Source organism: Bradyrhizobium sp. BLXBL-03, assembly GCF_051853015.1.
Classification (GTDB): Bacteria; Pseudomonadota; Alphaproteobacteria; order Rhizobiales; family Xanthobacteraceae; genus Bradyrhizobium; species Bradyrhizobium manausense.
Map to the genome: position 1 here is coordinate 4,158,728 of NZ_CP182470.1, position 21,639 is coordinate 4,180,366.

At 63.3% G+C, this 21,639-nt stretch carries 20 protein-coding genes; 14 read left to right on the forward strand and 6 right to left on the reverse strand.

All coding sequences use genetic code 11. The features are described from left to right. Window positions 1–637 precede the first annotated feature (637 nt). Entirely contained in the window at window positions 638–976 is a 339-nt protein-coding gene (locus ACNJX9_RS20050) for a hypothetical protein (protein ID WP_439409975.1), read from the forward strand. A gap of 502 nt (window positions 977–1,478) precedes the next feature. Here the strand turns inward: ACNJX9_RS20050 and ACNJX9_RS20055 are convergent. From ACNJX9_RS20055 to ACNJX9_RS20070, 4 genes are all read right to left on the reverse strand, one after another. Further along, complete coding sequence (locus ACNJX9_RS20055) at window positions 1,479–1,823, reverse strand: serine hydrolase (RefSeq protein ID WP_439410089.1); 345 nt, start codon at window positions 1,821–1,823, stop codon at window positions 1,479–1,481. A gap of 176 nt (window positions 1,824–1,999) precedes the next feature. Next, complete coding sequence (locus ACNJX9_RS20060; protein ID WP_439409976.1) at window positions 2,000–3,028, reverse strand: ABC transporter permease; 1,029 nt, start codon at window positions 3,026–3,028, stop codon at window positions 2,000–2,002. Between the two features lie 12 nt (window positions 3,029–3,040). Further along, window positions 3,041–4,543 carry a sugar ABC transporter ATP-binding protein gene (locus ACNJX9_RS20065; RefSeq protein WP_439409977.1) on the reverse strand — a complete coding sequence of 501 codons (1,503 nt, stop codon included), beginning with the start codon at window positions 4,541–4,543 and terminating at the stop codon, window positions 3,041–3,043. Window positions 4,544–4,550: 7 nt separating this feature from the next. Further along, on the reverse strand, window positions 4,551–5,573 hold the full coding sequence (locus ACNJX9_RS20070) for a sugar ABC transporter substrate-binding protein (protein WP_057756120.1): 1,023 nt from the start codon (window positions 5,571–5,573) through the stop codon (window positions 4,551–4,553). Window positions 5,574–6,345: 772 nt separating this feature from the next. Between ACNJX9_RS20070 and ACNJX9_RS20075 the strand changes: the two genes are divergently transcribed. From ACNJX9_RS20075 to ACNJX9_RS20120, 10 genes are all read left to right on the forward strand, one after another. Beyond that, a complete protein-coding gene (locus ACNJX9_RS20075; protein ID WP_439409978.1) occupies window positions 6,346–6,732 on the forward strand; it encodes a DUF2946 domain-containing protein in 387 nt (128 codons plus the stop codon). Window positions 6,733–6,789: 57 nt separating this feature from the next. Next, window positions 6,790–7,803 (forward strand): hypothetical protein, encoded by a 1,014-nt coding sequence (locus ACNJX9_RS20080; RefSeq protein WP_439409979.1) that lies wholly within the window; start codon window positions 6,790–6,792, stop codon window positions 7,801–7,803. A 2-nt stretch (window positions 7,804–7,805) separates the two neighbouring features. Beyond that, window positions 7,806–8,162 (forward strand): copper resistance CopC family protein, encoded by a 357-nt coding sequence (locus tag ACNJX9_RS20085; RefSeq protein ID WP_057756111.1) that lies wholly within the window; start codon window positions 7,806–7,808, stop codon window positions 8,160–8,162. A 13-nt stretch (window positions 8,163–8,175) separates the two neighbouring features. Further along, entirely contained in the window at window positions 8,176–9,108 is a 933-nt protein-coding gene (copD, locus tag ACNJX9_RS20090) for a copper homeostasis membrane protein CopD (protein WP_439409980.1), read from the forward strand. 27 nt (window positions 9,109–9,135) lie between these two features. Beyond that, window positions 9,136–9,660: a copper chaperone PCu(A)C gene (locus tag ACNJX9_RS20095; protein ID WP_063958325.1), complete on the forward strand. Its 525-nt coding sequence runs from the start codon at window positions 9,136–9,138 to the stop codon at window positions 9,658–9,660. A 31-nt stretch (window positions 9,661–9,691) separates the two neighbouring features. Next, window positions 9,692–10,210: a YcnI family copper-binding membrane protein gene (locus tag ACNJX9_RS20100; protein WP_439409981.1), complete on the forward strand. Its 519-nt coding sequence runs from the start codon at window positions 9,692–9,694 to the stop codon at window positions 10,208–10,210. Beyond that, the gene (locus tag ACNJX9_RS20105) at window positions 10,210–11,772 is read left to right on the forward strand and encodes a copper resistance CopC/CopD family protein (protein ID WP_439409982.1); all 1,563 of its coding nucleotides are present in this window, start codon (window positions 10,210–10,212) and stop codon (window positions 11,770–11,772) included. The genes ACNJX9_RS20100 and ACNJX9_RS20105 overlap by 1 nt, the downstream gene beginning before the upstream one ends. A gap of 147 nt (window positions 11,773–11,919) precedes the next feature. Beyond that, window positions 11,920–13,239 carry a proline--tRNA ligase gene (proS, locus tag ACNJX9_RS20110; protein WP_439409983.1) on the forward strand — a complete coding sequence of 440 codons (1,320 nt, stop codon included), beginning with the start codon at window positions 11,920–11,922 and terminating at the stop codon, window positions 13,237–13,239. 73 nt (window positions 13,240–13,312) lie between these two features. After that, the gene (locus ACNJX9_RS20115) at window positions 13,313–14,593 is read left to right on the forward strand and encodes a lipoprotein-releasing ABC transporter permease subunit (RefSeq protein ID WP_057756098.1); all 1,281 of its coding nucleotides are present in this window, start codon (window positions 13,313–13,315) and stop codon (window positions 14,591–14,593) included. A gap of 7 nt (window positions 14,594–14,600) precedes the next feature. Next, entirely contained in the window at window positions 14,601–15,305 is a 705-nt protein-coding gene (locus ACNJX9_RS20120; RefSeq protein ID WP_057756095.1) for an ABC transporter ATP-binding protein, read from the forward strand. 130 nt (window positions 15,306–15,435) lie between these two features. Here ACNJX9_RS20120 and ACNJX9_RS20125 read toward each other — a convergent pair whose 3' ends face one another. Further along, window positions 15,436–16,515: an alcohol dehydrogenase catalytic domain-containing protein gene (locus tag ACNJX9_RS20125; RefSeq protein WP_439409984.1), complete on the reverse strand. Its 1,080-nt coding sequence runs from the start codon at window positions 16,513–16,515 to the stop codon at window positions 15,436–15,438. Between the two features lie 108 nt (window positions 16,516–16,623). On the opposite strand from ACNJX9_RS20125, the gene ACNJX9_RS20130 reads away from it, so the two are divergent. The 3 genes from ACNJX9_RS20130 (at window position 16,624) to ACNJX9_RS20140 (ending at window position 19,869) form a co-directional block, all read left to right on the forward strand. Beyond that, window positions 16,624–17,397, forward strand: coding sequence for a helix-turn-helix transcriptional regulator (locus ACNJX9_RS20130; RefSeq protein ID WP_439409985.1), 774 nt, complete (start codon window positions 16,624–16,626; stop codon window positions 17,395–17,397). A 209-nt stretch (window positions 17,398–17,606) separates the two neighbouring features. Further along, complete coding sequence (locus tag ACNJX9_RS20135) at window positions 17,607–18,773, forward strand: serine hydrolase domain-containing protein (RefSeq protein ID WP_439409986.1); 1,167 nt, start codon at window positions 17,607–17,609, stop codon at window positions 18,771–18,773. Between the two features lie 163 nt (window positions 18,774–18,936). After that, the gene (locus ACNJX9_RS20140) at window positions 18,937–19,869 is read left to right on the forward strand and encodes a dihydrodipicolinate synthase family protein (protein ID WP_439409987.1); all 933 of its coding nucleotides are present in this window, start codon (window positions 18,937–18,939) and stop codon (window positions 19,867–19,869) included. 21 nt (window positions 19,870–19,890) lie between these two features. On the opposite strand, the gene ACNJX9_RS20145 is transcribed toward ACNJX9_RS20140, so the two are convergent. Beyond that, window positions 19,891–21,213, reverse strand: a complete 1,323-nt coding sequence (locus ACNJX9_RS20145; protein ID WP_439409988.1) for a hypothetical protein — start codon at window positions 21,211–21,213, stop codon at window positions 19,891–19,893. Between the last annotated feature and the right edge of the window lie 426 nt (window positions 21,214–21,639).

Genomic DNA, 21,639 nt, shown 5'->3' on the forward strand with positions numbered 1-21,639 from the left:
TGTCATGGTTGGCGAGGCAGGCAATGCGACAAACCAGAATCACCTTGGCCGACCTTGACAAGTCCCTCTCTGACTTAGGCGACGGAGCTCTCCACAATTTGTCGACGGACGACTACAAGCGGCTCTTTGGCGAAAACGACGCGGCTCTGAGCCGCCTTCGTCATTTCGTTAAGGGGCATGGATGCGTTGCAAGCTTCTCGGACGACAGCATCGTCTTTCGGAAGCTAGTTTCGACCCCGCCGCAATCCTGCATTCAAAATATTGAATAGGCCGCATCGGCAAGATGATCGGTGTGGATGTTGAAGAGCGGCCGAGTTCCTTAAGAAGGCCCGGACGAAACTGAACGCCGCCTCGTTGGCATCAGCCTACGCATTTTCGCTTCTGGCCGCTGCCAACCCGCGCGCAATACGCCGATCCGCGCGCGAGGTCTGCACGGCATGGACAATGAGCGGGATCGCTGCGGTAATCCGTTCTTGCGCCTCCCAACAACCCAACTTAAATTAACTCGCTGGAGCAGGCGACTGTACGCTGATCGGCGTCATATCGCAGGGCCGTTTCTGCGGTGTAAGTTGCGCGCCAGCGCGCGACGTTTCGGCAAATGCCGATTGATGTAGATGAGCGAATCGGGAGTGGCGTCATGCACCGATATGTGGCCCGAGCGAATGTGGATCACTATCTCGATCTCCTGAATGGCGATGACCTTGCACCGCATAATCGGGCCACCATCACCAAGCTGCTCATCGAGGAAGAAGACAGGCTCAGCCACGATCTGGAGCATCTTGAGTTCGCGGAAACCCGCGCCGCCAATGGCCGCCAAAGAGTGAACCACGTAAGGCGCCTGCGTAATGCCTTCGCGTTTGACACGGCGGAACGCGCACAGGCAGATCGCCTATTGGTCAACTGCGAAAATCTGCAGACGATCCTGGAGGATTTCTGCCATCACCTGCGTGCGAGGATCGACTCGCGCGAGCTCTGACACTCCGGGCTCAAGAACGGCTCCTCAAGGAAGCTGTCGCTTGATGTTCGTTTCCAACCGCTGCTCCAACCCACTGTAGTTCGCTTCTGGCCCATTGTGTCTGTTGGTGCGACGCAGAGATGTATCTGGAGTTGGACCGGAAGAGCCCTATCAACCGCCGGAGAATCGCCGATGACCCGTTACAGCCCCAGGACTCGCAGCTGAAGTTGCAGGAATCCATAGAGCGACGATGGCAATCGCGATCAACGTCCGAGCCGATGGCGACTCCGCGAGTGCGGTCGAGCAGCTTTGGGACCAGGTTGCGGCATTCGAAGATGAACCCTCGATGCGCACTCTCGGCTACCGGCCACATTTTGAAGCTGCCGGCGGGCGCGCGGTAGGAAGGAAAGCCGCTTGTGGCCCCGTAGCGGATACCCATTGCACGAACTCGAGCGCTATGGGGGATAGGGCGGACATTACCTTCGTCGCATGACGCCGCGGTGCGGGGGCGTGGTCTGGCAAATCAATTGGCCAACGTCACGATCTGTGGAACGAGGTCGAGAAAAGTCGCGCTATGAATTCGCTTCTGGCTCCGGTCCAGTTCGACGAGTTGAACGGCAACCAGACGCTTCTCCGGCACGATGACGATCAACTGTCCGCCGTAGCCGGACGCAAAGATTGCGTCTCGTCCCCAAACGCCGGCATCGAGTGTCCACCATAGATAGCCATAGCCGCGGTCTTTTCGATCGGTCTCCGAATGGGCCTTGGTCGACTCGGTCGTCCATTGCGACGGAACGACGGAAGCGTCATTCCATCGTCCCTTGTTGAGGAACAGTAATCCGAAGCGTGCAAGATCCCGCGCGCTCATGCTGGCCAAGCTTGAGCTAGCGGCTGCGCAGATACCCGGTCGTTGCCATGATGACATCCTACTCCTGTTTTGCCCGACGCGTCAAACCTAATTTCGGGAATAGCGAAGAATTCATGCGCATCGCAATGATTTTTACTGTGCATGGGGTTGTTTTCGCGGTTTTGTTTCGAGGGCGTCTATTCCGCCGCTTTTTCTCGCAACCGCTGCGCATAGACGTTGATGATCAGCGCCGCCAGCAGGATCAGGCCGCGGATCAGGATCTTCAGGAAACTGTCGATGTTGACGTGGTCGAGGCCGTTATTGAGAACACCGAGAACGAACAGGCCGACGATGGTGTTGCCGATGCCGCCGCGGCCGCCGAACAGGCTGGTGCCGCCGACCACGACGGCGGCGATGGAGTCGAGCAGATAGGTGTCGAACTCGTTCTGCTGCGCGCTGCCGAAATGGGCGACACCGAGCATGCCGCCGATGCCGGCGCACACCGCGGAGATGATCATCACGCTGCCCAAGATGAGCTTGACGTTGAGGCCGGAATATTCGGCCGCCTCGCGATTGCCGCCGACCATGTAGACGTAGCGGCCGAAGCGCGTGTAGGTCAGCACGAGGTGCCCGCCGAGCAGCATGACGGCGGCGACGATCACGATCCAGGGAATGCCGCCGATCGAGCCCGAGCCGAGCGTCGAGATCAGGCTCGGGACCTTGTAGGCGATCTGGCCGCGCACCAGCAGCGCCGAGATGCCGGCTGCGATCTGCATCATCGCCAGCGTCATGATGAAGGAGGGGATGCCGATCACGGTCAGGCCCAGCGCGTTGACGACGCCGAGAGCCGCGCATAGCAGGAGCGACAGGATGATCGCGATCGCGCCGGGCAGGGGGATGTTGGCGATGTTGACGTAGGATTCCTGCAGCGTGAAGTAGGCGACGGCGATGCCGGTGACGTTGGCGATGCCCGCGATCGACAGGTCGATCTCGGCGCAGAGGATCACGAAGGTAAGGCCGACGGCGATGATGCCTGTGACCGACACCTGCGTCAGGATGTTGCCGAGATTGTCGATGGTCGCGAAGGAGGGGCTGGCGACGGCGAAGAAGGCGGACAGGAAGATCAGCGTCAGGAACGGCGCGATGTTGCGCATCTGCGAGCGCAGGAACGTCGCAGCGCCCCGTGCGCGCTGGCTTGCTGCTGGTGCCGTCTCACTGCTCGCCATTGTGCTTCTCCGTCACGCCGCTTCCAGCAGGCGGTCCTTGCTGACCGGCTCGTTCCTGAATTCCCGCACCAATGCGCCGCGCTTGAGCACGAGGATGCGGTCGGCCAGCGACAGCACCGTTTCCGGCTCGGTCGACAGCACGATGATCGCGAGCCCCCTGGCGCGGAGGTCGCGGACGATGTTGATGACGTCGTTCTTGGCGCCGACATCCATGCCGCGGGTCGGCTCGCACAGGACGAGCAGCTTGGGCGGATAGGTCAGCCATTTTGCCAGCGCAACCTTCTGCTGGTTGCCGCCCGAGAGCATGCCGAGGTCGAGGCCGACCACCGGCGGCCTGATCTGCAACTGCTCGACCTGGCGCCTGGCGATATCACGCTCCTGCGCCGGTTTGAGCAGCAGCGACGAGATGCGCTCGAGGATGCTGATCGAGATGTTCTTGTACACCGGCTCCTGGTGAAACAGCATGGCGCGCCGGCTCTCCGGCACCAGCGCGATGCCCGCGCGCCGCGCCGCCGCCGTGCTGGCGAAGGTCTTCGGCCGGCCCTCGACGATCAGCGTGCCGGCGTCCGGCTTCAGCTTGCCGAACAGGATGCGGGACAATTCTTGTTGCCCGCAGCCCATGAAGCCGTAGATGCCGAGCACCTCGCCGGCGCGGGCCTCGAAGGAGACGTCCTTGAGGCTGCGCGCCAGCGACAGCTGGTCGACCTTCAGCACGACCGAACTGTCGCTCGGCCGCGGCAGCATCAGATCGTCGGTGTAGCTGTGCTCGAGCGCCTCGCCGCCGCGGCCGATCATGGCCTCGATCAGCGCGCCCTTGGTGGTCGCGGCGCTCGCGGTCTCCGCAACCTTCCGCCCGTTGCGAAACACGGTGACCGTATCGGACACGCGAAGAATGTCCTCGATGAAATGGGAGATGAAGACGATGGCGGTGCCTTCCTCGCGCAAGCGCCGCAGCGTCGTAAACAGCCGCTCGACCTCGGGCGGGGAGAGGGCGGAGGTCGGTTCGTCCAGGATGACGATGCGCGCGCCCGAGAACAGCACACGGGCGATTTCGATCAGCTGCTGTAGCCCGATCGGCAAGTCGCCGAGCCTCGACATCGGATCGACGTCGATGCCGAAGCGGGCGAGCTGCTCGCCGGCCTCGTGCGCCATGCGTCGCCATTGCACGAGGCCAAGCGCGTTGGTCGGCTGGTTGCCGAGGAAGACGTTCTCGGCGACCGTGAGATCAGGCGCGACCGAAAGCTCCTGATGCACCATGGCGATCCCCGCGGCATGCGCATCGCGCGCCGAGCGGAAATGGGTCTCATGGCCGTCGATCAGGAAGCGGCCGGAAAATTCGGTGTGCACGCCGGCGATGATCTTCATCAGCGTGCTTTTTCCCGCGCCATTCTCGCCGACGAGACCGTGGATCTCGCCGGGGAGAAGCGCGAAGTCGACACCACGAAGCGCTTCGACGCCGCCGAAGCTCTTCGTGATGCCCTGCAGTTCCAGGATGGGCCGTCGACCCTCAGGCATGGAGATTTCAGATCAGGAAGTGATCCTGCATCCACTGCATGCCCGCGGCATTGGCCTTGGTCACGACAGGGCCGTCGGTGACGACGTTCTTGGGAATGCCCTGGCCGCTCTTCTCGCCGCCAACGACGGCCGCAACGCCCGCAATGATCGCGCCGCCGTGGATGCGGCACGACGGATTGCGCACGGTCGCGTACATCCGGCCCTCGCTCACCGCCTGGATCGCCGGCGGCATCGCGTCCACACCACCGATCAGGATGTTGGTGCGGTTGTGGGCCTTCATGATGTTGGCAGCGGCCAGCGCCATGTCGTCATTGTGGAAGAACGCCGCGTCGATCTGCGGGTACTTGGTCAGATAGGTCTCCCAGAGCCGGGCGGTCTTGGAGACGTCCCAATCGGCCGGCTGGGTGTCGAGCACCTCGATCGCAGGGAATTGCTTCACCACCGAGTTGAAGCCTTTGGCACGACCTTGTGCGCCGGTGTGGCCAAGCGCGCCTTGCGTCATGATGATCTTGCCTTTGCCGCCCATCGCGTTGCAGAGCGCCTGCGTCACCGAGGCGCCCATGAACTCGTTGTCGGGGGCGAGGAAGGAATGGACGTTGATCTGGTCGAGCGGCGCAATCAGCGTGTCCATGTCGATGACGGGCGTGCCGGCGTCGATCATCTTCTGCACCGGCTGGGTGAGGGTGCCGATGCCGAACGCCTGGATCGCGACGAAATCCCATTTCTGCGAGGCCATGTTGTCGATCGCCGCGCGCTGCTTCACCGCATCGAGCTGGCCATCGAACCAGGTGACTTCGACATTGAACAGCTTGCCCCAGAATTCCGCGGCCTGCTTGCCCTGCGCGCACCAGGTGGCCTGAAGGCCTGCGTTGGAGAACGCCGCCTTCAGCGGCTTCTCACTTCGTCCCATCTCGGCTGCCAATGCTGGGTTTATGCCCATGCTGCCGAGGATGGCAGTCGCGGCGCCGGCGGTCGCAGCCGCCTGAAGAAGATCGCGCCTCGTCGTCGAGAAATCTTTCGTCTCGGACATCGCTCGCTCCCATATATCTTGTCGTCGGCGCGTCATTGGTTGCGCTACCGATCTGGAAAGTGTCTCACAATCGACGAGTTCACGCCACCCAATCTGCTACGCGAGAGTTGGTGCAGCGCAAAGCGCGCTACGCTGCAAGTCCACTGCGCTCGCCCGCGAAGTCGAGAATCGGCTTGATGGGCAGCGCAAGCATCGATCTCATCACGGGCTCGCTGCGCGTCTCAGGATGCTCATCGAACGGCCGTTGGTAGACGAGGGGCGGCAGATCGGCGTAACGCGAGGCTGCGAGCCTAAAGCTGTTCGATCAGATTGGGAGAGGCAGATAAAAAAAGAGCGGGGCCCTGGCCCCGCTCAAAAATTGTGTCGACCCTATTATCCCCGATTCTAAGATTTGATCTTGATTGACGGGGCGACGCTGCGTTTTGCGCGCCAGGGGCTCCTCCCGAGACTTGGACCACCAGACTTCGACCTCACGGCCAGCCTGAGCAAGAGGGATGCTAGATCAACTTTTCTCACTTGTCATCATTTTCGGCAACGAATGTTCAAAATTCGAGCAGCTGACGAAACGATCGGCCTGATAGAGGCGTAAGTATATGACAGATATAAGAATTCTGTGGATATGGCCGATTGTAGACCTGCCTCAAATGTCGGACATCGCCCCGGATGCAGAGGCCGTCAGACACGTTTTTCGAGAAAATTGCGCCGCCGGAACACGGCCGGCGAAGTGATCTCGACTCGGGGCAGGCGTGGTGTTTAGTTAGCAGGCTAACGAATGGTTCGGCGGATGCGCGCGCGGCTACAAAAGTTCTTACCGGTTGTCCTGCTCGCGTTGGTGATGCAGGTGCTGGCGCCGATTGCCGCTTGCTGGGCGGCCGGTCAGGACGTTGCCGATCCGCTTGGCGCCGGTGTCATCTGCCATAGCATCAGCGAGCAGGGCGCTCCGAATGACCAGGGCGGCTCGCCCATCGCGCATTCCGGCGCATGCGCGCTGTGTTGCCTCGCGCAGGCCAACGCGTCCCTTGATTCGTCACCACACGCGGCGCTCTCCGTTCCCCTCCGCCACGCCGAGCGCGTGGTGTGGCATCAGGCGGATGCGGGCGTAGTCACTGCATATGGCGGGTCCAACTCCCAGGCGCGCGCGCCTCCGCAATTGGCGTAAGGCTTCGCGGCCGGACCGGTCGCTTGAACTTGCAAGTCACTATTGCGGAGACTTCTCATGTCCATCAGTCGCGGGCGCGCGGGCCTGTCTGGCCTTGCCATTGCGCTTTTTTCTCTTTCCCCATCTCTTGTTTCCAGAAGCCTTGCCCACGAAATCGTCGGCAATCGCTTCTTTCCGGCAACGCTCGGCATCGACGATCCCGGCGTCAACGATGAGCTCTCGCTTCCAACCGTCGATAGCTTCAAGACCGGCGACGTTCCACCGGTTCGGCAGCGCGACGTGTCAGGCGAGTTCTCCAAGCGCATCACCGAGGATTTCGCGATCTCGTTTGGCACGACCTACACCTTTCTCGGTCCGGTCGACCCGACAGTGCCTGGTGCCAACGGATTCCAGAATCTGGACACCATGTTCAAGTATCGGGTGTACAAGAACCCCGAGCATGAGTTCGTCATGTCGGTAGGCTTGGGCGTGGAATGGGGCGGCACCGGCTCGGCCACTGTGGGCGCCGACGCTTTCAACACCTACACGCCGACGGTCTTTTTCGGCAAAGGGTTGGGAGACCTGCCAGACACACTCTCCTGGCTCAGGCCGGTCGCGATCACCGGTCAAGTCGGCTATGCAATCCCGGGGCGGAATTTCACAACCACCTTCGGGATTGATCCCGACACTGGCGACCTGACCGCCGACACCGAGTTTCACCCGCGCGTGCTGAACTGGGGCGGGACCATTCAATACAGCATGCCCTATCTGAAATCGTCCGTGGTCGATCTGGGCCTGCCGGATTTCATCAACCATCTGATCCCATTAGTCGAGGCCAATCTGCAGACGCCGGTGGCGAACACCCTGACCTCGGGAACGTTGACTACAGGTACGATCCAACCCGGTGTGATCTGGGTCGGCAACACCTTCCAGTTCGCGGTCGAGGCGCTGATCCCAATCAACCGGCAAAGCGGCAGCAATGTTGGCGTGATCGCTCAGTTGCACCTCTATCTCGATGACATCGACCCGCGCGGGATCGGCAAACCGCTATTCGGCGGCTCTGTCCAGCCCGCAAGCCCGTTTGCGAGGTAACCGTGCGACGTTCATCCTTGATTGGAATTGCTCCGCTCTTGCTCGTGTTCGCAACCGGCTACGCGCAGGCGCACGCGTTCCTCGACCATGCCGAGCCACGCGTCGGTAACAAGGTCGGAAGTCCGCCGCGCGAGGTGACGCTCACCTTCACGCAGAAGCTAGAGGCTGCATTCAGCTCTGTGACGGTCACAGGCCCCAACGGGCAACGCGTCGACGCGGGCAAGGCCCGCGTCAGCGGCAACCAGATGTCGGTTCCGCTCAAGGGCGGCGGCACCGGCACCTACCATGTCAATTGGCGCGTCCTGTCCGTGGATACACACACGACCGATGGGAGCTTCAGCTTCGAGGTCGGTCCATAGGGACGAGCCGCTGATGGATTGGTCAGCGTCCGGTGCGCCGTTGGTCGCAACGCGTGCCGTGCATTTCGCGGCGACGGCGATGATGATCGGAAACACCGTTTTCGGCAGTCTCATCGCCATGCCCGTTTTGCGGTCGGAGCCGGGTAGGGCTGCCGCGTTGTGGGGGCAGCTGACGCAGCTCTCGTGGTTCGGCCTTGCCATGGCCGTGATCTCGGGTGCGATCTGGCTCATGCTCCAGGCGGCGTCGATGAGTGGCCTGCCGCTCCACGAAGCGCTCACTGCGGACGTGCTGTCGACCGTCGTCACCGAGACCCAGTTCGGCGAGGTGACTGCCCTTCGAGCCGGCCTTGCAGTGTGCCTGGCAATCTGCTTCGTCTGCGATCGTGCGGCTACCGCGCGATGGCTTGGACTTGCGGCGTCGCTTGCATTTGCTGCAATGCTGGCCTGGACCGGACATGCCGGCGCGACCTTTGGTATCGTGGGCCATCTGCATCTTGCTGCGGACGCGCTCCATATTCTGGCCGCTGCCGCCTGGATCGGTGGCCTGGTGCCGCTGATTCTCTTCCTCGGCGCTACCCGCCATAGTAGCTCGCCGTTGCTCGCCCGCGACGCTGTTGGGCGATTTTCGACGATGGGCATCATCAGCGTGGCAACTCTCATACTGACGGGCGTGGCCGACACCGTGGTCCTGGTCGGCTCTGTGCGTGGGCTGATCGCCACCGAGTACGGCCAATTGTTGTTGGTCAAGCTCGCCGTGTTCGCCTTGATGCTGACATTCGCTGCGGTCAACCGGCTGTCACTGACCCCGCGGCTGGGCAAGTACGGGGATGCTGCGCGCGCCTCTCTCGTGCGCAACAGCACCATCGAGTTCGTTCTCGGCCTTGTCGTTTTCGCTATAGTCGGGCTGCTCGGCACGCTGCATCCCGCCATCCACCTCGCGAACTGAAATCAACAAAAGGAGCACAAAGTGCGCATCAATAAAGCATCGTTCGGATCAATCGCGGGCGCCGTCCTGCTCACTCTCGCCCTGCGTGCTCCCGCCAGCGCCGACGACGTGAAGGCCGGTGACCTCGTCATTTCGCAGGCGTGGAGTCGTGCAACGCCTGGAGGCGCCAAGGTCGCCGGAGGCTTCCTGACCATCGAGAACAAGGGGACGGCGCCCGACAAGCTGATCGCCGTGTCGGCCGAGATCGCCGGCAAGGCTGAGGTCCACGAGATGGCGATGGACAATGGCGTGATGAAGATGCGCCCGCTGGACAAGGGCCTCGTCATCGAGCCCGGCAAGACCGTGAAGCTTGCGCCCGGCGGCAACCATCTGATGCTCCAGGACCTGAAGGGCCCGTTCAAGGAGGGCCAGAAGGTGCCGGTGACGCTCGAGTTCGAGAAGGCCGGCAAGGTCTCCGTGTCACTTGACGTCCAGGGCGTCGGCGCGCAGGCGCCCGGTGGCGGAGGCATGATGATGAAGAAGATGCCCGATCATTCGGGAATGAAGATGTGACCGACGCGATCTAATGTCCGGGAGAAAGAGCATGTCGAAGACACCCTGGCTGATCCTGATGGCTGCGCTCGCCGCATCGCCAGCGGCAGCCCATGTATATCTGGAAGGCAAGCAGGCCACGGTCGGCGCGTCCTACAAGGCCGTCTTCGCCGTGCCGCATGGCTGTTCCGGCTCGCCGACCGTCAAGATCCGCGTGCAGATTCCGGAAGGCGTGATCGCCGTGAAGCCGATGCCGAAGGCCGGCTGGAATGTCGATATCGTCGAGGGCCAGTATGCCAGCGCATACGACTATCACGGCAACAGGCTGACCTCGGGCGTGAAGGAAATTGTCTGGTCCGGCGGCAAGCTGCCGGATCACAATTACGACGAGTTCATCGTCAGCAGTTTCCTCACCGACAGCCTGAAACCGAACACCACGCTGTATTTCCCTGTGGTGCAGGAATGCGAGAAGGGTGTCAGCCGTTGGATTGAAATCCCGGCGCAGGGTGCAGCGCATTCGGGTGAAGACAAGTCGCCGGCGCCTGGCGTGAAACTGCTGCCCAAGCCGTAATGCGTCTCGTCGCCGCGCTCGTCACGCTGCTCTTGCTTGTCGGCACTGTGACCGACGCTACGGCGCATGCGGCGTTGATTTCGGTTGAGCCGGCGAGCGGCAGCATCCTGACGACCGCGCCGAAGGCGGTGGAATTTCGCTTCAATGAGGCGGTGACCCCGGGCGCGATCCAGTTGATCGACGGCGCGGGCAGGGCGCGCGACGATGCGCGCGTCACGGCATCGGGCGAGGGCATCTCGGTTGCGATGCCGCCGGACCTGCCGCAGGGCACGGCGGTCGTGAGCTACCGGGTCATCTCGCAGGACGGCCATCCTGTGGCGGGATCGGTGATCTTTTCCGTCGGTGCGCCGACGGCCACGCAGCCTACGGGCAATGCCGACGGCCCGTTGAAGGCGCTGATCCTGTTATCGCGGATCGGTGTCTATCTCGGGCTGTTCGTCGGCGTCGGCGGCGTGTTCTTTGGCCGCTGGATTGCGCTGTCGATGACGGCCATGGGCACGCCGCGCGCGGCGCTTCTCATCGGCATCCCGAGCGCGATCGTATCTCTTGGCGCGCTGGGCCTGGATCTTCTTGGTCTGCCGTTGCCAGCGGGTCTGACGACGGCGCCTTGGACCATCGCATTCGCGACCAGTGCCGGCCCCGCCTTGCTTCTCGCCATCGCGGCGATGCTGCTGGCGCTGATGGCGCTGAACCGGGCTTGGTACGCGCGCGTGTTTGCCGCGATCGCGTTTGCCGGCGTCGGCCTGTCGCTCGCGATAACCGGACACGCCGCGACGGCATCGCCGGAGTGGCTGACGCGGCCGGCGATCTTCGTCCATGGCCTCGCAGTCGCCTTCTGGATCGGCGCGTTGGCGCCGCTGGCAACGCTGGTCTCGAAGCCGACGCCGGCCGTGCTGCCGCTCCTGAACCGCTTTTCGCGCATCGCCATGCCCGTGGTCGCGGCGCTGGCGCTGACTGGGCTTACGCTTGCGATCATTCAACTCGAAAAGCCGTCGGCTTTGATAGAGACCGCTTACGGCCTCATTCTGTCGGTCAAACTGGCGCTGATCCTGTCCTTGTTGGTACTGGCTGCGCTCAATCGCTTCCGATGGACGCCGGCGCTGGCGAAAGATCGCGGCGCTGCGTCCGCGCTCAAATGTTCCATCCTGCTGGAGTGCGGGGCCGCGCTCGGCATCTTTGCCGTCGTCGCTGGCTGGCGCTTCACGCCGCCGCCGCGGACCATCGTGCCGGAGACGCCGCTGGCGATCCACATCCACAGTGATAAGGCGATGTTTCAGGTGCTGGTGTCCCCGGGAAAGGCCGGCATGGACGATTTCGTGCTCCAGCTCATGACCGGCGAGGCGGCGCCGCTGAAGGCCAAGGAGGCGACGCTGACGCTGAGCCTGCCGGAGCGCGGCATCGCGCCGATGGAACGCGACGCCGAGCTCGGGCCCGACGGTTACTGGCATGTGGGCAAGGTCGAGCTGCCCTTTGCCGGCCGCTGGCATGTGCGGATCGACGCGCTCGTGACCGATTTCGAGAAGGTCACGCTCGAGGACGACCTAGAGGTCGCACCGCCTTGAGGCCGACGCGGTTCAAGTCGAACCTGAAGTCGACGGAAAAATGACAGGAATTCCGCCGCGTTAGCGGCTTTTCCTCATTCCCGGTCTTGTGTTTTCGCTCCCAATCCGGTTTCACTGCAACCCCTCACTGATTCCCAGAGTATTGCCATGCGGTTGTCGCGGTTCTTTCTGCCCATCCTGAAGGAAAATCCGAAAGAGGCGGAGATCGTCTCGCATCGGCTGATGCTGCGCGCTGGCATGATCCGGCAGGAGGCCGCCGGCATCTATGCGTGGCTGCCGCTTGGCTTCCGGGTGCTGAAGAAGATCGAGCAGATCGTGCGCGAGGAGCAGGACCGCTCCGGCGCGCTGGAACTGTTGATGCCCACGCTCCAGCTCGCCGACCTCTGGCGTGAGAGCGGACGCTACGATGCTTACGGTCCGGAGATGCTGCGCATCGCCGACCGCCACAAGCGCGAGCTCTTGTACGGGCCCACCAACGAGGAGATGATCACGGAGATCTTCCGCGCGTACGTGAAGTCCTACAAGAACCTTCCGCTGAATCTCTATCATATTCAATGGAAATTCCGCGACGAGCAGCGTCCGCGCTTTGGCGTGATGCGCGGCCGCGAATTCCTGATGAAGGACGCCTATTCCTTCGACCTCAACGAGGCCGCCGCGCGCGTCGCCTACAACAAGATGTTCGTCGCCTATCTGCGCACCTTTGCGCGGATGGGGCTGAAGGCGATCCCGATGCGCGCGGAGACCGGCCCGATCGGTGGGGATCTCAGTCACGAGTTCATCGTGCTCGCCGAGACCGGCGAATCCGGCGTGTTCATCAATCGTGACGTGCTGGACCTGCCGGTGCCGGATGAGAATGTCGACTATGACAGCGATCTGACGCCGATCATCAAGCAATGGACCTCGGTCTACGCCGCGACGGAGGACGTCCATGATCCCGCCCGCTTCGAGCAGGAGGTGCCGGCCGAGAAGCGCGTCAACACCCGCGGCATCGAGGTCGGTCAGATCTTCTATTTCGGCACCAAGTATTCCGAGCCGATGAAGGCGATGGTGGCGGTCCCCGACGGCGTCGACGTGCCGATCCATGGCGGCTCCTACGGCGTTGGCGTCTCGCGCCTGCTGGGCGCGATCATCGAGGCTTGCCATGACGATGCCGGCATCAAATGGCCGGAGGCGGTGGCGCCGTTCCGCGTCGCGATCCTCAATCTGAAGCAAGGCGATGCGGCCGTCGATGGCGCCTGCGAGAAGCTCTATGCCGAACTGACCGCCAAGGGTGTCGACGTGCTCTACGACGACACCGACCAGCGGGCCGGCGCCAAATTCGCCGCCGCCGACCTGATCGGAATCCCGTGGCAGATCATGATTGGGCCCAAGGGGCTGGCCGACGGCAAGGTCGAGATCAAGAAGCGCAGTGACGGCGCCCGCGAGACCATGTCGCCTGCGGACGCGGTTGCGCGCCTGGTCGGCTGAATATTGTTCATCGCCCGATATCGCGGCCGCCAATCCGGCCACAATTGACCCCGAATCATGGGATTATCGAGCGATGGATGAAACCATGACCGAAACCGTCCAAACTGCGCCGTTCGCGCCCTTCGAGTGGATGCTCTCGGCCCGCTATTTGCGGGCGCGGCGCAAGGAGGGATTCATCTCGGTCATCGCCGGGTTCTCCTTCCTCGGCATCATGCTGGGCGTCGCCACGCTGATCATCGTGATGGCGGTGATGAACGGCTTCCGCAAAGAGCTGCTCGACAAGATCCTCGGCCTGAACGGCCACATCCTGGTGCAGCCGCTGGAATCGCCGCTGACCGACTGGAAGGACGTCGCCGAGCGCATCAGCCAGGTCCAGGGCATCCGGCTCGCGGCTCCCGTGGTTGACGGCCAGGCGCTGGCCTCCTCGCCCTGGAACGCCTCGGGCGTCCTGGTGCGCGGCATCCGCTCCGACGACCTCAACAATCTCACCTCCATCGCCAAGAACATCAAGCAGGGTTCGCTCGAGGGCTTTGACGACGGGCAGGGCGTCGCGATCGGCCGGCGGCTTGCCGACCAGCTGTCGCTGCATGCCGGTGACAGCGTGACCCTGGTTGCGCCGAAAGGCGCGGTGACGCCGATGGGCACGACGCCGCGGATCAAGCCCTACAAGATCGTCGCCGTGTTCGAGATCGGCATGTCCGAATACGACCTCGGCTTCGTCTTCATGCCGCTCGCCGAAGCGCAGGCCTATTTCAACCGCAGCAGCGACGTCACCTCCATCGAGGTGTTCACCACCAACCCCGACAGGATCGACGCCTTCCGCAAAGCGGTGACGGAAGCCGCGGGCCGGCCAGTGTTCCTGGTCGATTGGCGCCAGCGCAACTCGACCTTCTTCAACGCGCTCCAGGTCGAGCGCAACGTGATGTTCCTGATCCTGACCATGATCGTGCTGGTCGCAGCGCTCAACATCGTCTCCGGCCTGATCATGCTGGTGAAGGACAAGGGCAGCGACATCGCGATCCTGAGGACGATGGGCGCATCGCAGGGCTCGGTCATGCGGATCTTCCTGATCACGGGTGCCTCCATCGGCGTGGTCGGCACGCTGGTCGGCTTCTTCGTCGGGCTCGTGATCTGCCTCAACATCGAATCGATCAGGCAATTCCTGTCCTGGCTGACCTCGACTGAATTGTTTTCGCCGGAGCTCTACTTCCTGTCGAAGCTTCCCGCCGAGATCGACGTCGGCGAGACCACGGCCGTCGTCATCATGGCGCTGACGCTGTCGTTCCTGGCGACGCTCTACCCGTCGTGGCGCGCCGCGCGCCTCGATCCGGTCGAAGCGCTGCGCTACGAGTGAGGGGCTGATGGAGCAGCAGCATGGGGCTGAGGATGTACCGGTCATTTATCTCCACGAGATAAGGCGTCAGTACCTCCAGGGCGAAGCGGCGCTGACGATCCTCGACAACGCCAAGCTGGCGCTGTGGGCGGGACAGTCCGTGGCGCTGGTCGCGCCGTCGGGGTCGGGCAAGTCGACGCTGCTGCACATTGCAGGCCTGCTCGAGGCGCCCGATTCCGGCGAGGTCTATGTCAACGGCGCGCCGACCTCGCAGCTGCCCGACATCGAGCGCACCCAGCTGCGCCGCAGCGATATCGGCTTCGTCTACCAGTCGCACCGGCTGCTGCCGGAATTCTCGGCGCTGGAGAACGTGATGCTGCCGCAGATGATCCGCGGCCTGAAGAAGTCCGAGAGCGTCAAGCGGGCCAAGGAGATCCTTGGCTATCTCGGCCTCGGCGATCGCATCACCCATCGGCCCGCCGAGCTGTCGGGCGGCGAGCAGCAGCGCGTCGCCATCGCGCGTGCGGTCGCCAATGCGCCGCGCGTGCTGCTGGCGGACGAGCCGACCGGCAATCTCGATCCGCACACGGCCGATCACGTGTTCCAGGCCCTGATGCAGCTGGTCAAGGCGACCAAGGTCTCGATGCTGATCGCGACCCACAACATGGAGCTCGCCGGCCGCATGGACCGGCGCGTGTCGCTCTCGAACGGCCAGGTCGTCGAGCTCGAATAGCCGAAACGCGAAAACAACCCCATGCACAGTAGACCGAAGCGGCCGGCTACATCAGGGGTGATCGCTTCCAGCTATCTGATCAATCAAGCCTATCCGCCGCGGCGGCGCATCGCCGCAGCGGGCAGGGCATTTACGGCCGGATCACCGTCATGTTGAACGCGCCCGCATTGGCGGCCGCATAGTCCACGGCCTCGTTGGCGTGGTCGAGATCGAATGACGTCGTCTCGAAGTGATCGAGGCGCAAGAGGCCGGCGCGAACCAGCGCGATCAGGCGAACCGCGGCATCCGGCGGATACATCCAGACGCCGTGAATCGTGATGCACTCGCGCATGATCCAGTTGTAAGGCAGCTCCAGCCCGGGGCCGCCTTGCATGTTGACGCCGCCCATCAGCACGATACGGCCATTGGGCCGCACAGTCATGATCGCGGCGCGGACCACCGTCGTCGAGACGGAAGGCGGCATGATGTCGAACGCGCAGTCGATCGGGCCGGCTGCCGCGCGCTTCATCAGCTCGCGGTCGTCGTTTTCGTTGCCCGTCAGCTTCACCGGCCTGACACGCGCGCCATGGCGACGCACGAGTTCGGCGAGCATCTTCTCGTTGCGGCCCGGCGCAACGACGCAAGCCGCACCCATCGCGAGTGCCACCGCCACGGCTGCGCTGCCGAAATTGCCGGTCGCGCCGCTCACCAGGACTGTCTCGCCGGGCTGCAGCTTGGCGGCAAGGAAACCGCCATAGGGCACCAGCAAGGTTCCGAGCGCGCACCATTGCGTGGCCTCTTCTTCGCTGATTTCGCCGAGCCGCGTCACGTTCTCGGTCGGCACCCTCATCCGCTGGGCAAAGGAGCCGTCATGAAAATACTTCTGCAGCCGCATGCCGCCTTCGCCGCGCGCGCTGACACCCTGCAGATGAATATCGGGAGCGATCGCGTCGTCGCGCGAGCGGACCGTCGGATCGCAGAGGACCCAATCGCCGACGGACAATTTGGTCGAGTCCGGGCCAATCGCGCGCACGCGTCCGACCCCGCCGGCTCCTGGAACGGCGGGTAGATCCAGTGCGTATTTGCGTTCGCCGCTGAACACTTCCTTGGAGTAGGACAGCACGCGGGTGGCGACGACGTCGACGATCACCTCGCCGGTGCCGAGCACGGGGTCTGGAACGTCCTCGATCGCTAGTGGAGATCCGAAGGATTTCAATACGGCGGCTTTCATGATGTTCACCTCAGGGATGGGTGATACCCATCTAGGGCGCCCTTGAAGGCACAAGAAGGCCTGGTATTATCCTAGTATTCCGACGACCCTCCATCACGGAGCCACACCATGGCTGACCCCCGCCGCGTCGAATTCGGCGACTTCCTCCGCTCCCGCCGCGAAAAGCTGTCGCCGAAGAGCGTCGGCCTTCCTGCGGGGCCACGGCGGCGCACGGCGGGGCTGCGGCGCGAGGAGGTGGCGCAGCTCGCCGGCATCGGGGTCGACTGGTACATCCGTCTCGAGCAGGGCCGCACGGTCAGCCCGTCGGTCACGACGGTCGATGCGCTGGCGCGGGCGCTGCGGCTGAGCAAGACCGAGCATGCGCATCTCAGGGATCTCGCGCGCGATGGTGCGAGGGGGCCCTTCACCCGCGAGGTGGTGCCGCCGGCCATTCGACGCCTGGTCGAAAGCCTGCCGCATCCGGCCTACATCACCGGCAGGCGATGGGACGTGCTGGCCTGGAACGAGGCCGCCGAGGAGGTCTTCGCGTTCGGGCGGCTGCCGGAGGAGGATCGCAACACGCTGCTGTTGATGATGACCAACAAGAAGACCCGGAAATCCTACGGCGCAGGCTGGGCTGACGTTGCCAAGCGCATGGTCGCGATGTTTCGCGCCACCCACGACGTCTGGGCCGGCGATCCCGCCTTTGCCGAATTGTTGACGCGCCTGCGCGAAGGCAGCCCCGAATTCGTCAAATGGTGGGGCGCGCACGAGGTGCATGGCACCTTGTCGGGCCGCAAGACCATGACCCATCCGACCAAGGGCGTGCTGCATTTCGAGCACACCAGTTTTCAGGCCAACGACGATCCGGCATTGAAGCTCGTCATCTACACGCCGGTGTGAGGGCTCGATGGCGGGTCCGCCAGGGCGGCATGAGATTGCGCTCGCTGGTGTCTCAACCCATCGTTGCGGTTGAGGCAGATGGATGTTACAATCCGTAGCATAAATTCTGTGCTGGCAGGCTGTGGCGCGACGGGGCGCCGGCACGGCGATCGAAAACACGACGATCGAAAAAACGACGATCGAAAAAACGGGTCACGAGAGAGAGCCGGATGCAACGTCGGCAATTCATGTCGCTGCTTGGCGGCGCAGCCCTGACGCCGATCACCGCGACGCCTGTGTTTGCTGCCGCTCATGCCAATTGTGCTGGCCCGGTGAGGCGTGACGGCGGCTGGTCCGTTCCGTCTGCCAGCGAAGACAACGACATCAACCTGGCCGCCTTGTGCGGGATGGCCGATCGGCTCGAAAGCTCGGGCGCCAACATCCACGCCGTGCTGGTCGCAGGTCACGGCAGGCTGGCGTTCGAGCGATACTTCAAAGGATCCGATGAGGTCCCCAGTCGCTTCTTCGGCGTCCGCGTCAGGGACATCAGCTTCGACGCCGATACGCTGCATAATCTGAAATCGTGCTCGAAGAGCGTCGCGTCACTGGTGATCGGGATCGCGATCGACCAGGGCCTCATTCGAAGCATCGACGAACCGGTCTTCAGCTTCTTCCCCGAATTGTCCGACCTGCGATCCCCGGACAAGGATCGCATCCTGCTCTCACATCTGCTCACCATGTCGCTGGGCCTGAAATGGGTGGAGGCGACGCCGGCGACGGGCGACGACAATGACGAGGTGCGCATGCGCATGGCGCAGCATGCCTGTCGCTACGTCCTCGGCCTTCCCGTGACTGCACCGGCCGGTGAGGAGTTCTTCTACAACACCGGCGCGCTGGCGCTGCTATCGGCGATCATCCGCAAGGCCACCGGCCGTCCGCTCGATGAATTCGCGCGTAGCGTGCTGTTCGATCCATTGGGCATCACTGAATTCGAGTGGAGCAGGTTCAAAGGCGATAGCGACGCCGGTGGGGGATTGCGCCTGCGTCCGCGCGACATGGCGAAGATCGGCTGGCTCGTCCTCGCGGGAGGTCGCTGGAACGATCGGCAAATCGTGTCCAAGGCATGGATCGAGGCGTCGACCACCATGAAGCTCAAGGCGAATGACTATCAATCCTACGGATATTTGTGGTGGTTGGGACGCTCTCGCCTCAATGGGCGTATGGTCCCGTGGATTGGTGCACTCGGCCGAGGCGGCCAGTCGATCCGCATCGTCCCGGAACTCGATCTCGTCGTCGCGGTGACCGCGGGATACTACCAGGACTACAGCCCGGAAGCCTTCAAATTGCAGTTCGGCGTGTTCAGGGATGTCTTGCAGGCGGTGTCGCCTCCGGTTTGAGGCAGGGCTGTCGCATATGGCGGAGCAAGTCCGCAGACAATCCTCCTAACCATAAGCGCATGCCCTGAGGGGAGAAGCACCTCGTCCACCGAACCACTTTGCGAAACGACGAAGTTTCGGGGTAGGCTCGTCGGCATAGTCCGATGCTGTTTGGAGCCGGCCCGTGACCATCGCCCTCAAGGGCATCATTCCCGTGATGCTGACGCCGTTCACCGAAGCGAACACGATCGACTATTCCGGCCTCGAACGGCTGATCGAATGGTATATCGCAGGCGGCGCCGACGCGCTGTTCGCGGTCGCCCAGTCGAGCGAGATGCAGTTCCTGACGCTGGACGAGCGCGTCGCGCTGGCGCGGTTCGTCGCCAAGACCGCGGCCGGCCGGCTTCCGGTCATCGCCTCCGGCCATATCAGCGCCTCCAGGGAGGACCAGCTTATGGAGCTTACGTCGATCGCGAAGACAGGTGTCGACGGCTTGGTGCTGGTGACGAACCGTCTTGCCTCGGGCGATCAGACCGGGACTGATTTCACCGACAATCTGACCTGGCTGCTCGATCGGCTGCCCAAGGAGATGACGCTTGGCCTCTATGAATGCCCGGCGCCATTCCGCCGGCTGCTCTCCGACGACGAGCTGGCCTTCTGTGCGGGCAGCGGCCGCTTTGCCGTCCTCAAGGACGTCTCCTGTGACCTGCCGACCGTGCAGCGCCGCGTCAGGCTGGTCAGCGGCTCGCCACTGACCATCGTCAACGCCAATGCGGCGATCGCCTTCGACGCGATGAAGTCAGGCGCTCCCGGCTTCACCGGCGTGTTCACGAACTTCCATCCCGATCTCTACAAATGGCTGCTGACGCAGCACCAGAAGCATCCTCAGCTGGCGAACGAGCTTTCGGTGTATCTGGCGCTCGCGGCGATGGCGGAGCCGATGGGCTATCCCAAACTGGCAAAGCTCTATCACCAGCGGCTCGGCACTTTTCCCTGTATCGCGAGCAGGGCGGTGAACTTCGATATCCGAGAGCGGTTCTGGGCGCTGGATGCGCTGATCGACAAGATCATCGAGGGACAGCAGACGTTCCGCGCGAGGATCGCGGCGGCAAGCTGAGCAAGACCCTCTAGGGCAAGCTCACGGCGCCGGCGTCGCATCGACTTTCGGTTGGGGAATTGCCGGCGAGGGGCCTCTCGGGGCTGACGTCGCCGGTGGCGGGCAGGACTCAGAAAGTTGCGTCCAGGCCGACGACAGGCCCGTGGTCTCGATGTCGAACTTTGCCACGTCTGCCTTTGCCAGGTCTGCCTTTGCCAGGTCTGCCTTTGCCACGTCTGCCTTTGCTGCGTCTGCCGTCTGGTCCGGCTTCTGCGTGGTCTCCCGGACATGCAGGGAGCGGGACGCCATCATCGCCCTGAACGTGCCGAAATCGAGCGAACCGCTCCACATCTCGTACTTGCCCGACCGCACGGGACGTCCTCCGGCCTCCTCGGTGGGCGCGGCGTCGGCCGTCATCATGATGGTGTGCTGGCCGCTCGCCGTCTCGTCGATCTCGGCAGCGAACATCAGCGGCACGCGATTTTTGTTGTCGCAGTAGAGGCGCCATTCCATGGTTCGGAACGATGGACCGATTTCGTTCCTGAGCGTTGCGAACTTGCTGATGTATGGCCGCGTTGCTTTGTTCAGCCGCCACATCGTCTCGGCAACGGGACGCGTGTCGATGCCGAACCTGTCGAGTTCGGCGCGCGTCAGCACGTGCAGGTTTTCGAACTTCACGGTGCGAATTAAATCGTCAAGTTCGCGGCCGATGCCCATCGCCGCGATATAGGCCGCGCGCTGGTGGTCGGCGCTTGCGGTCTGACGCCGCCTGAATTCCGCGACCAGCGCCTCTGGCGGATGGCCGTGAATCGCGAAGACGAGCCTGGAATTATGCACCGCCAGCGCGGCGTCGGGCGCCACTTCGCGCGATGTCGCGCCGAGAAACACGTAAGTACAGGCCGAGTTGCACATCGCACGATAGGTGACGAGCTCGGCCTCGATCTCGCCGCCGGCGTTCTTCGCCTTCAGGCAGGCGGCGTCAACCTGCGTGCCTGCGGCACACGCCGATACGATCGTCTGGCCAACGCGGGCGACCGCGTTGCGGCTGCGCAGCAGCCGTCCGATGACATAGGACTGTTCCACATTGCCGCCGGGCGAATGCAGGTAGATCGGGCGCTGCGTGTCCTTGACGCCGGCGAGGAAGCGCCGAATGCGGGGCGCCGCGTTTGCGTCGATCTCGCCCTCGATGGCGATCCAGCGGTCGCAGCCCGGCCCGCACGCGCCGGGTGCCCCCCTGGCAAGATAGATGGTCAGACTGGGGGCAAAGCCGGCTTTCTCGGCCGCGGTCTGCTCTGCATGCAATGCGCCGGGGAAGGTCAGCGACGCCAGGAGGAGCACGACGCGGAGCAGGATGCGGGCGAACATGGGACCGAGGAGGCCGGGGTGATGCAGGTTGCGAAGCAACGTTACATGACGATCGCAGCTGCCACAACTTTCAGTGGCGCGTTGGACCGCCGTGACGCGGATGCTTCGCGTGCCCGCAGCGCTCGGACGCGCGTGTCCTGTTTGCATGCGAAGAACTGGCGCGGCGAGGCGAGGGCGGTCGAGACCGCACGCATCATTGCGGCGCTACTCCAAAGTTGAAACACGCGACAAGCCGGCGGCTGTGCGCGGCGGATGCAAATGTGGCGAACGCGCGTGAGAATGTGGCGGCAATGCGGAGAGAAAATGCTGGTCGCTTTTCCAATTCACAGAATCGTGCGCGCGACCTCGTTACGCGGGTTCCCAATGCATGCGTGGTGTCGACGTTGGAAGCGCTGAATACTCTTGTTTCAAAGGGTTTCCGCGCAC

Bases quoted from the DNA above. Each gene is read 5' to 3' on its own strand.
- ACNJX9_RS20115 (WP_057756098.1), top strand. From the start codon at position 13,313: ATGGATGAAACCATGACCGAAACCGTCCAAACTGCGCCGTTCGCGCCC.
- ACNJX9_RS20145 (WP_439409988.1), bottom strand. From the start codon at position 21,213: ATGTTCGCCCGCATCCTGCTCCGCGTCGTGCTCCTCCTGGCGTCGCTG.
- proS (WP_439409983.1), top strand. From the start codon at position 11,920: ATGCGGTTGTCGCGGTTCTTTCTGCCCATCCTGAAGGAAAATCCGAAA.
- ACNJX9_RS20075 (WP_439409978.1), top strand. From the start codon at position 6,346: ATGGTTCGGCGGATGCGCGCGCGGCTACAAAAGTTCTTACCGGTTGTC.
- ACNJX9_RS20065 (WP_439409977.1), bottom strand. From the start codon at position 4,543: ATGCCTGAGGGTCGACGGCCCATCCTGGAACTGCAGGGCATCACGAAG.
- ACNJX9_RS20060 (WP_439409976.1), bottom strand. From the start codon at position 3,028: ATGGCGAGCAGTGAGACGGCACCAGCAGCAAGCCAGCGCGCACGGGGC.
- ACNJX9_RS20080 (WP_439409979.1), top strand. From the start codon at position 6,790: ATGTCCATCAGTCGCGGGCGCGCGGGCCTGTCTGGCCTTGCCATTGCG.
- ACNJX9_RS20055 (WP_439410089.1), bottom strand. From the start codon at position 1,823: ATGAGCGCGCGGGATCTTGCACGCTTCGGATTACTGTTCCTCAACAAG.
- ACNJX9_RS20135 (WP_439409986.1), top strand. From the start codon at position 17,607: ATGCAACGTCGGCAATTCATGTCGCTGCTTGGCGGCGCAGCCCTGACG.
- ACNJX9_RS20120 (WP_057756095.1), top strand. From the start codon at position 14,601: ATGGAGCAGCAGCATGGGGCTGAGGATGTACCGGTCATTTATCTCCAC.
- ACNJX9_RS20070 (WP_057756120.1), bottom strand. From the start codon at position 5,573: ATGTCCGAGACGAAAGATTTCTCGACGACGAGGCGCGATCTTCTTCAG.
- ACNJX9_RS20105 (WP_439409982.1), top strand. From the start codon at position 10,210: ATGCGTCTCGTCGCCGCGCTCGTCACGCTGCTCTTGCTTGTCGGCACT.
- copD (WP_439409980.1), top strand. From the start codon at position 8,176: ATGGATTGGTCAGCGTCCGGTGCGCCGTTGGTCGCAACGCGTGCCGTG.
- ACNJX9_RS20130 (WP_439409985.1), top strand. From the start codon at position 16,624: ATGGCTGACCCCCGCCGCGTCGAATTCGGCGACTTCCTCCGCTCCCGC.
- ACNJX9_RS20125 (WP_439409984.1), bottom strand. From the start codon at position 16,515: ATGAAAGCCGCCGTATTGAAATCCTTCGGATCTCCACTAGCGATCGAG.
- ACNJX9_RS20100 (WP_439409981.1), top strand. From the start codon at position 9,692: ATGTCGAAGACACCCTGGCTGATCCTGATGGCTGCGCTCGCCGCATCG.
- ACNJX9_RS20050 (WP_439409975.1), top strand. From the start codon at position 638: ATGCACCGATATGTGGCCCGAGCGAATGTGGATCACTATCTCGATCTC.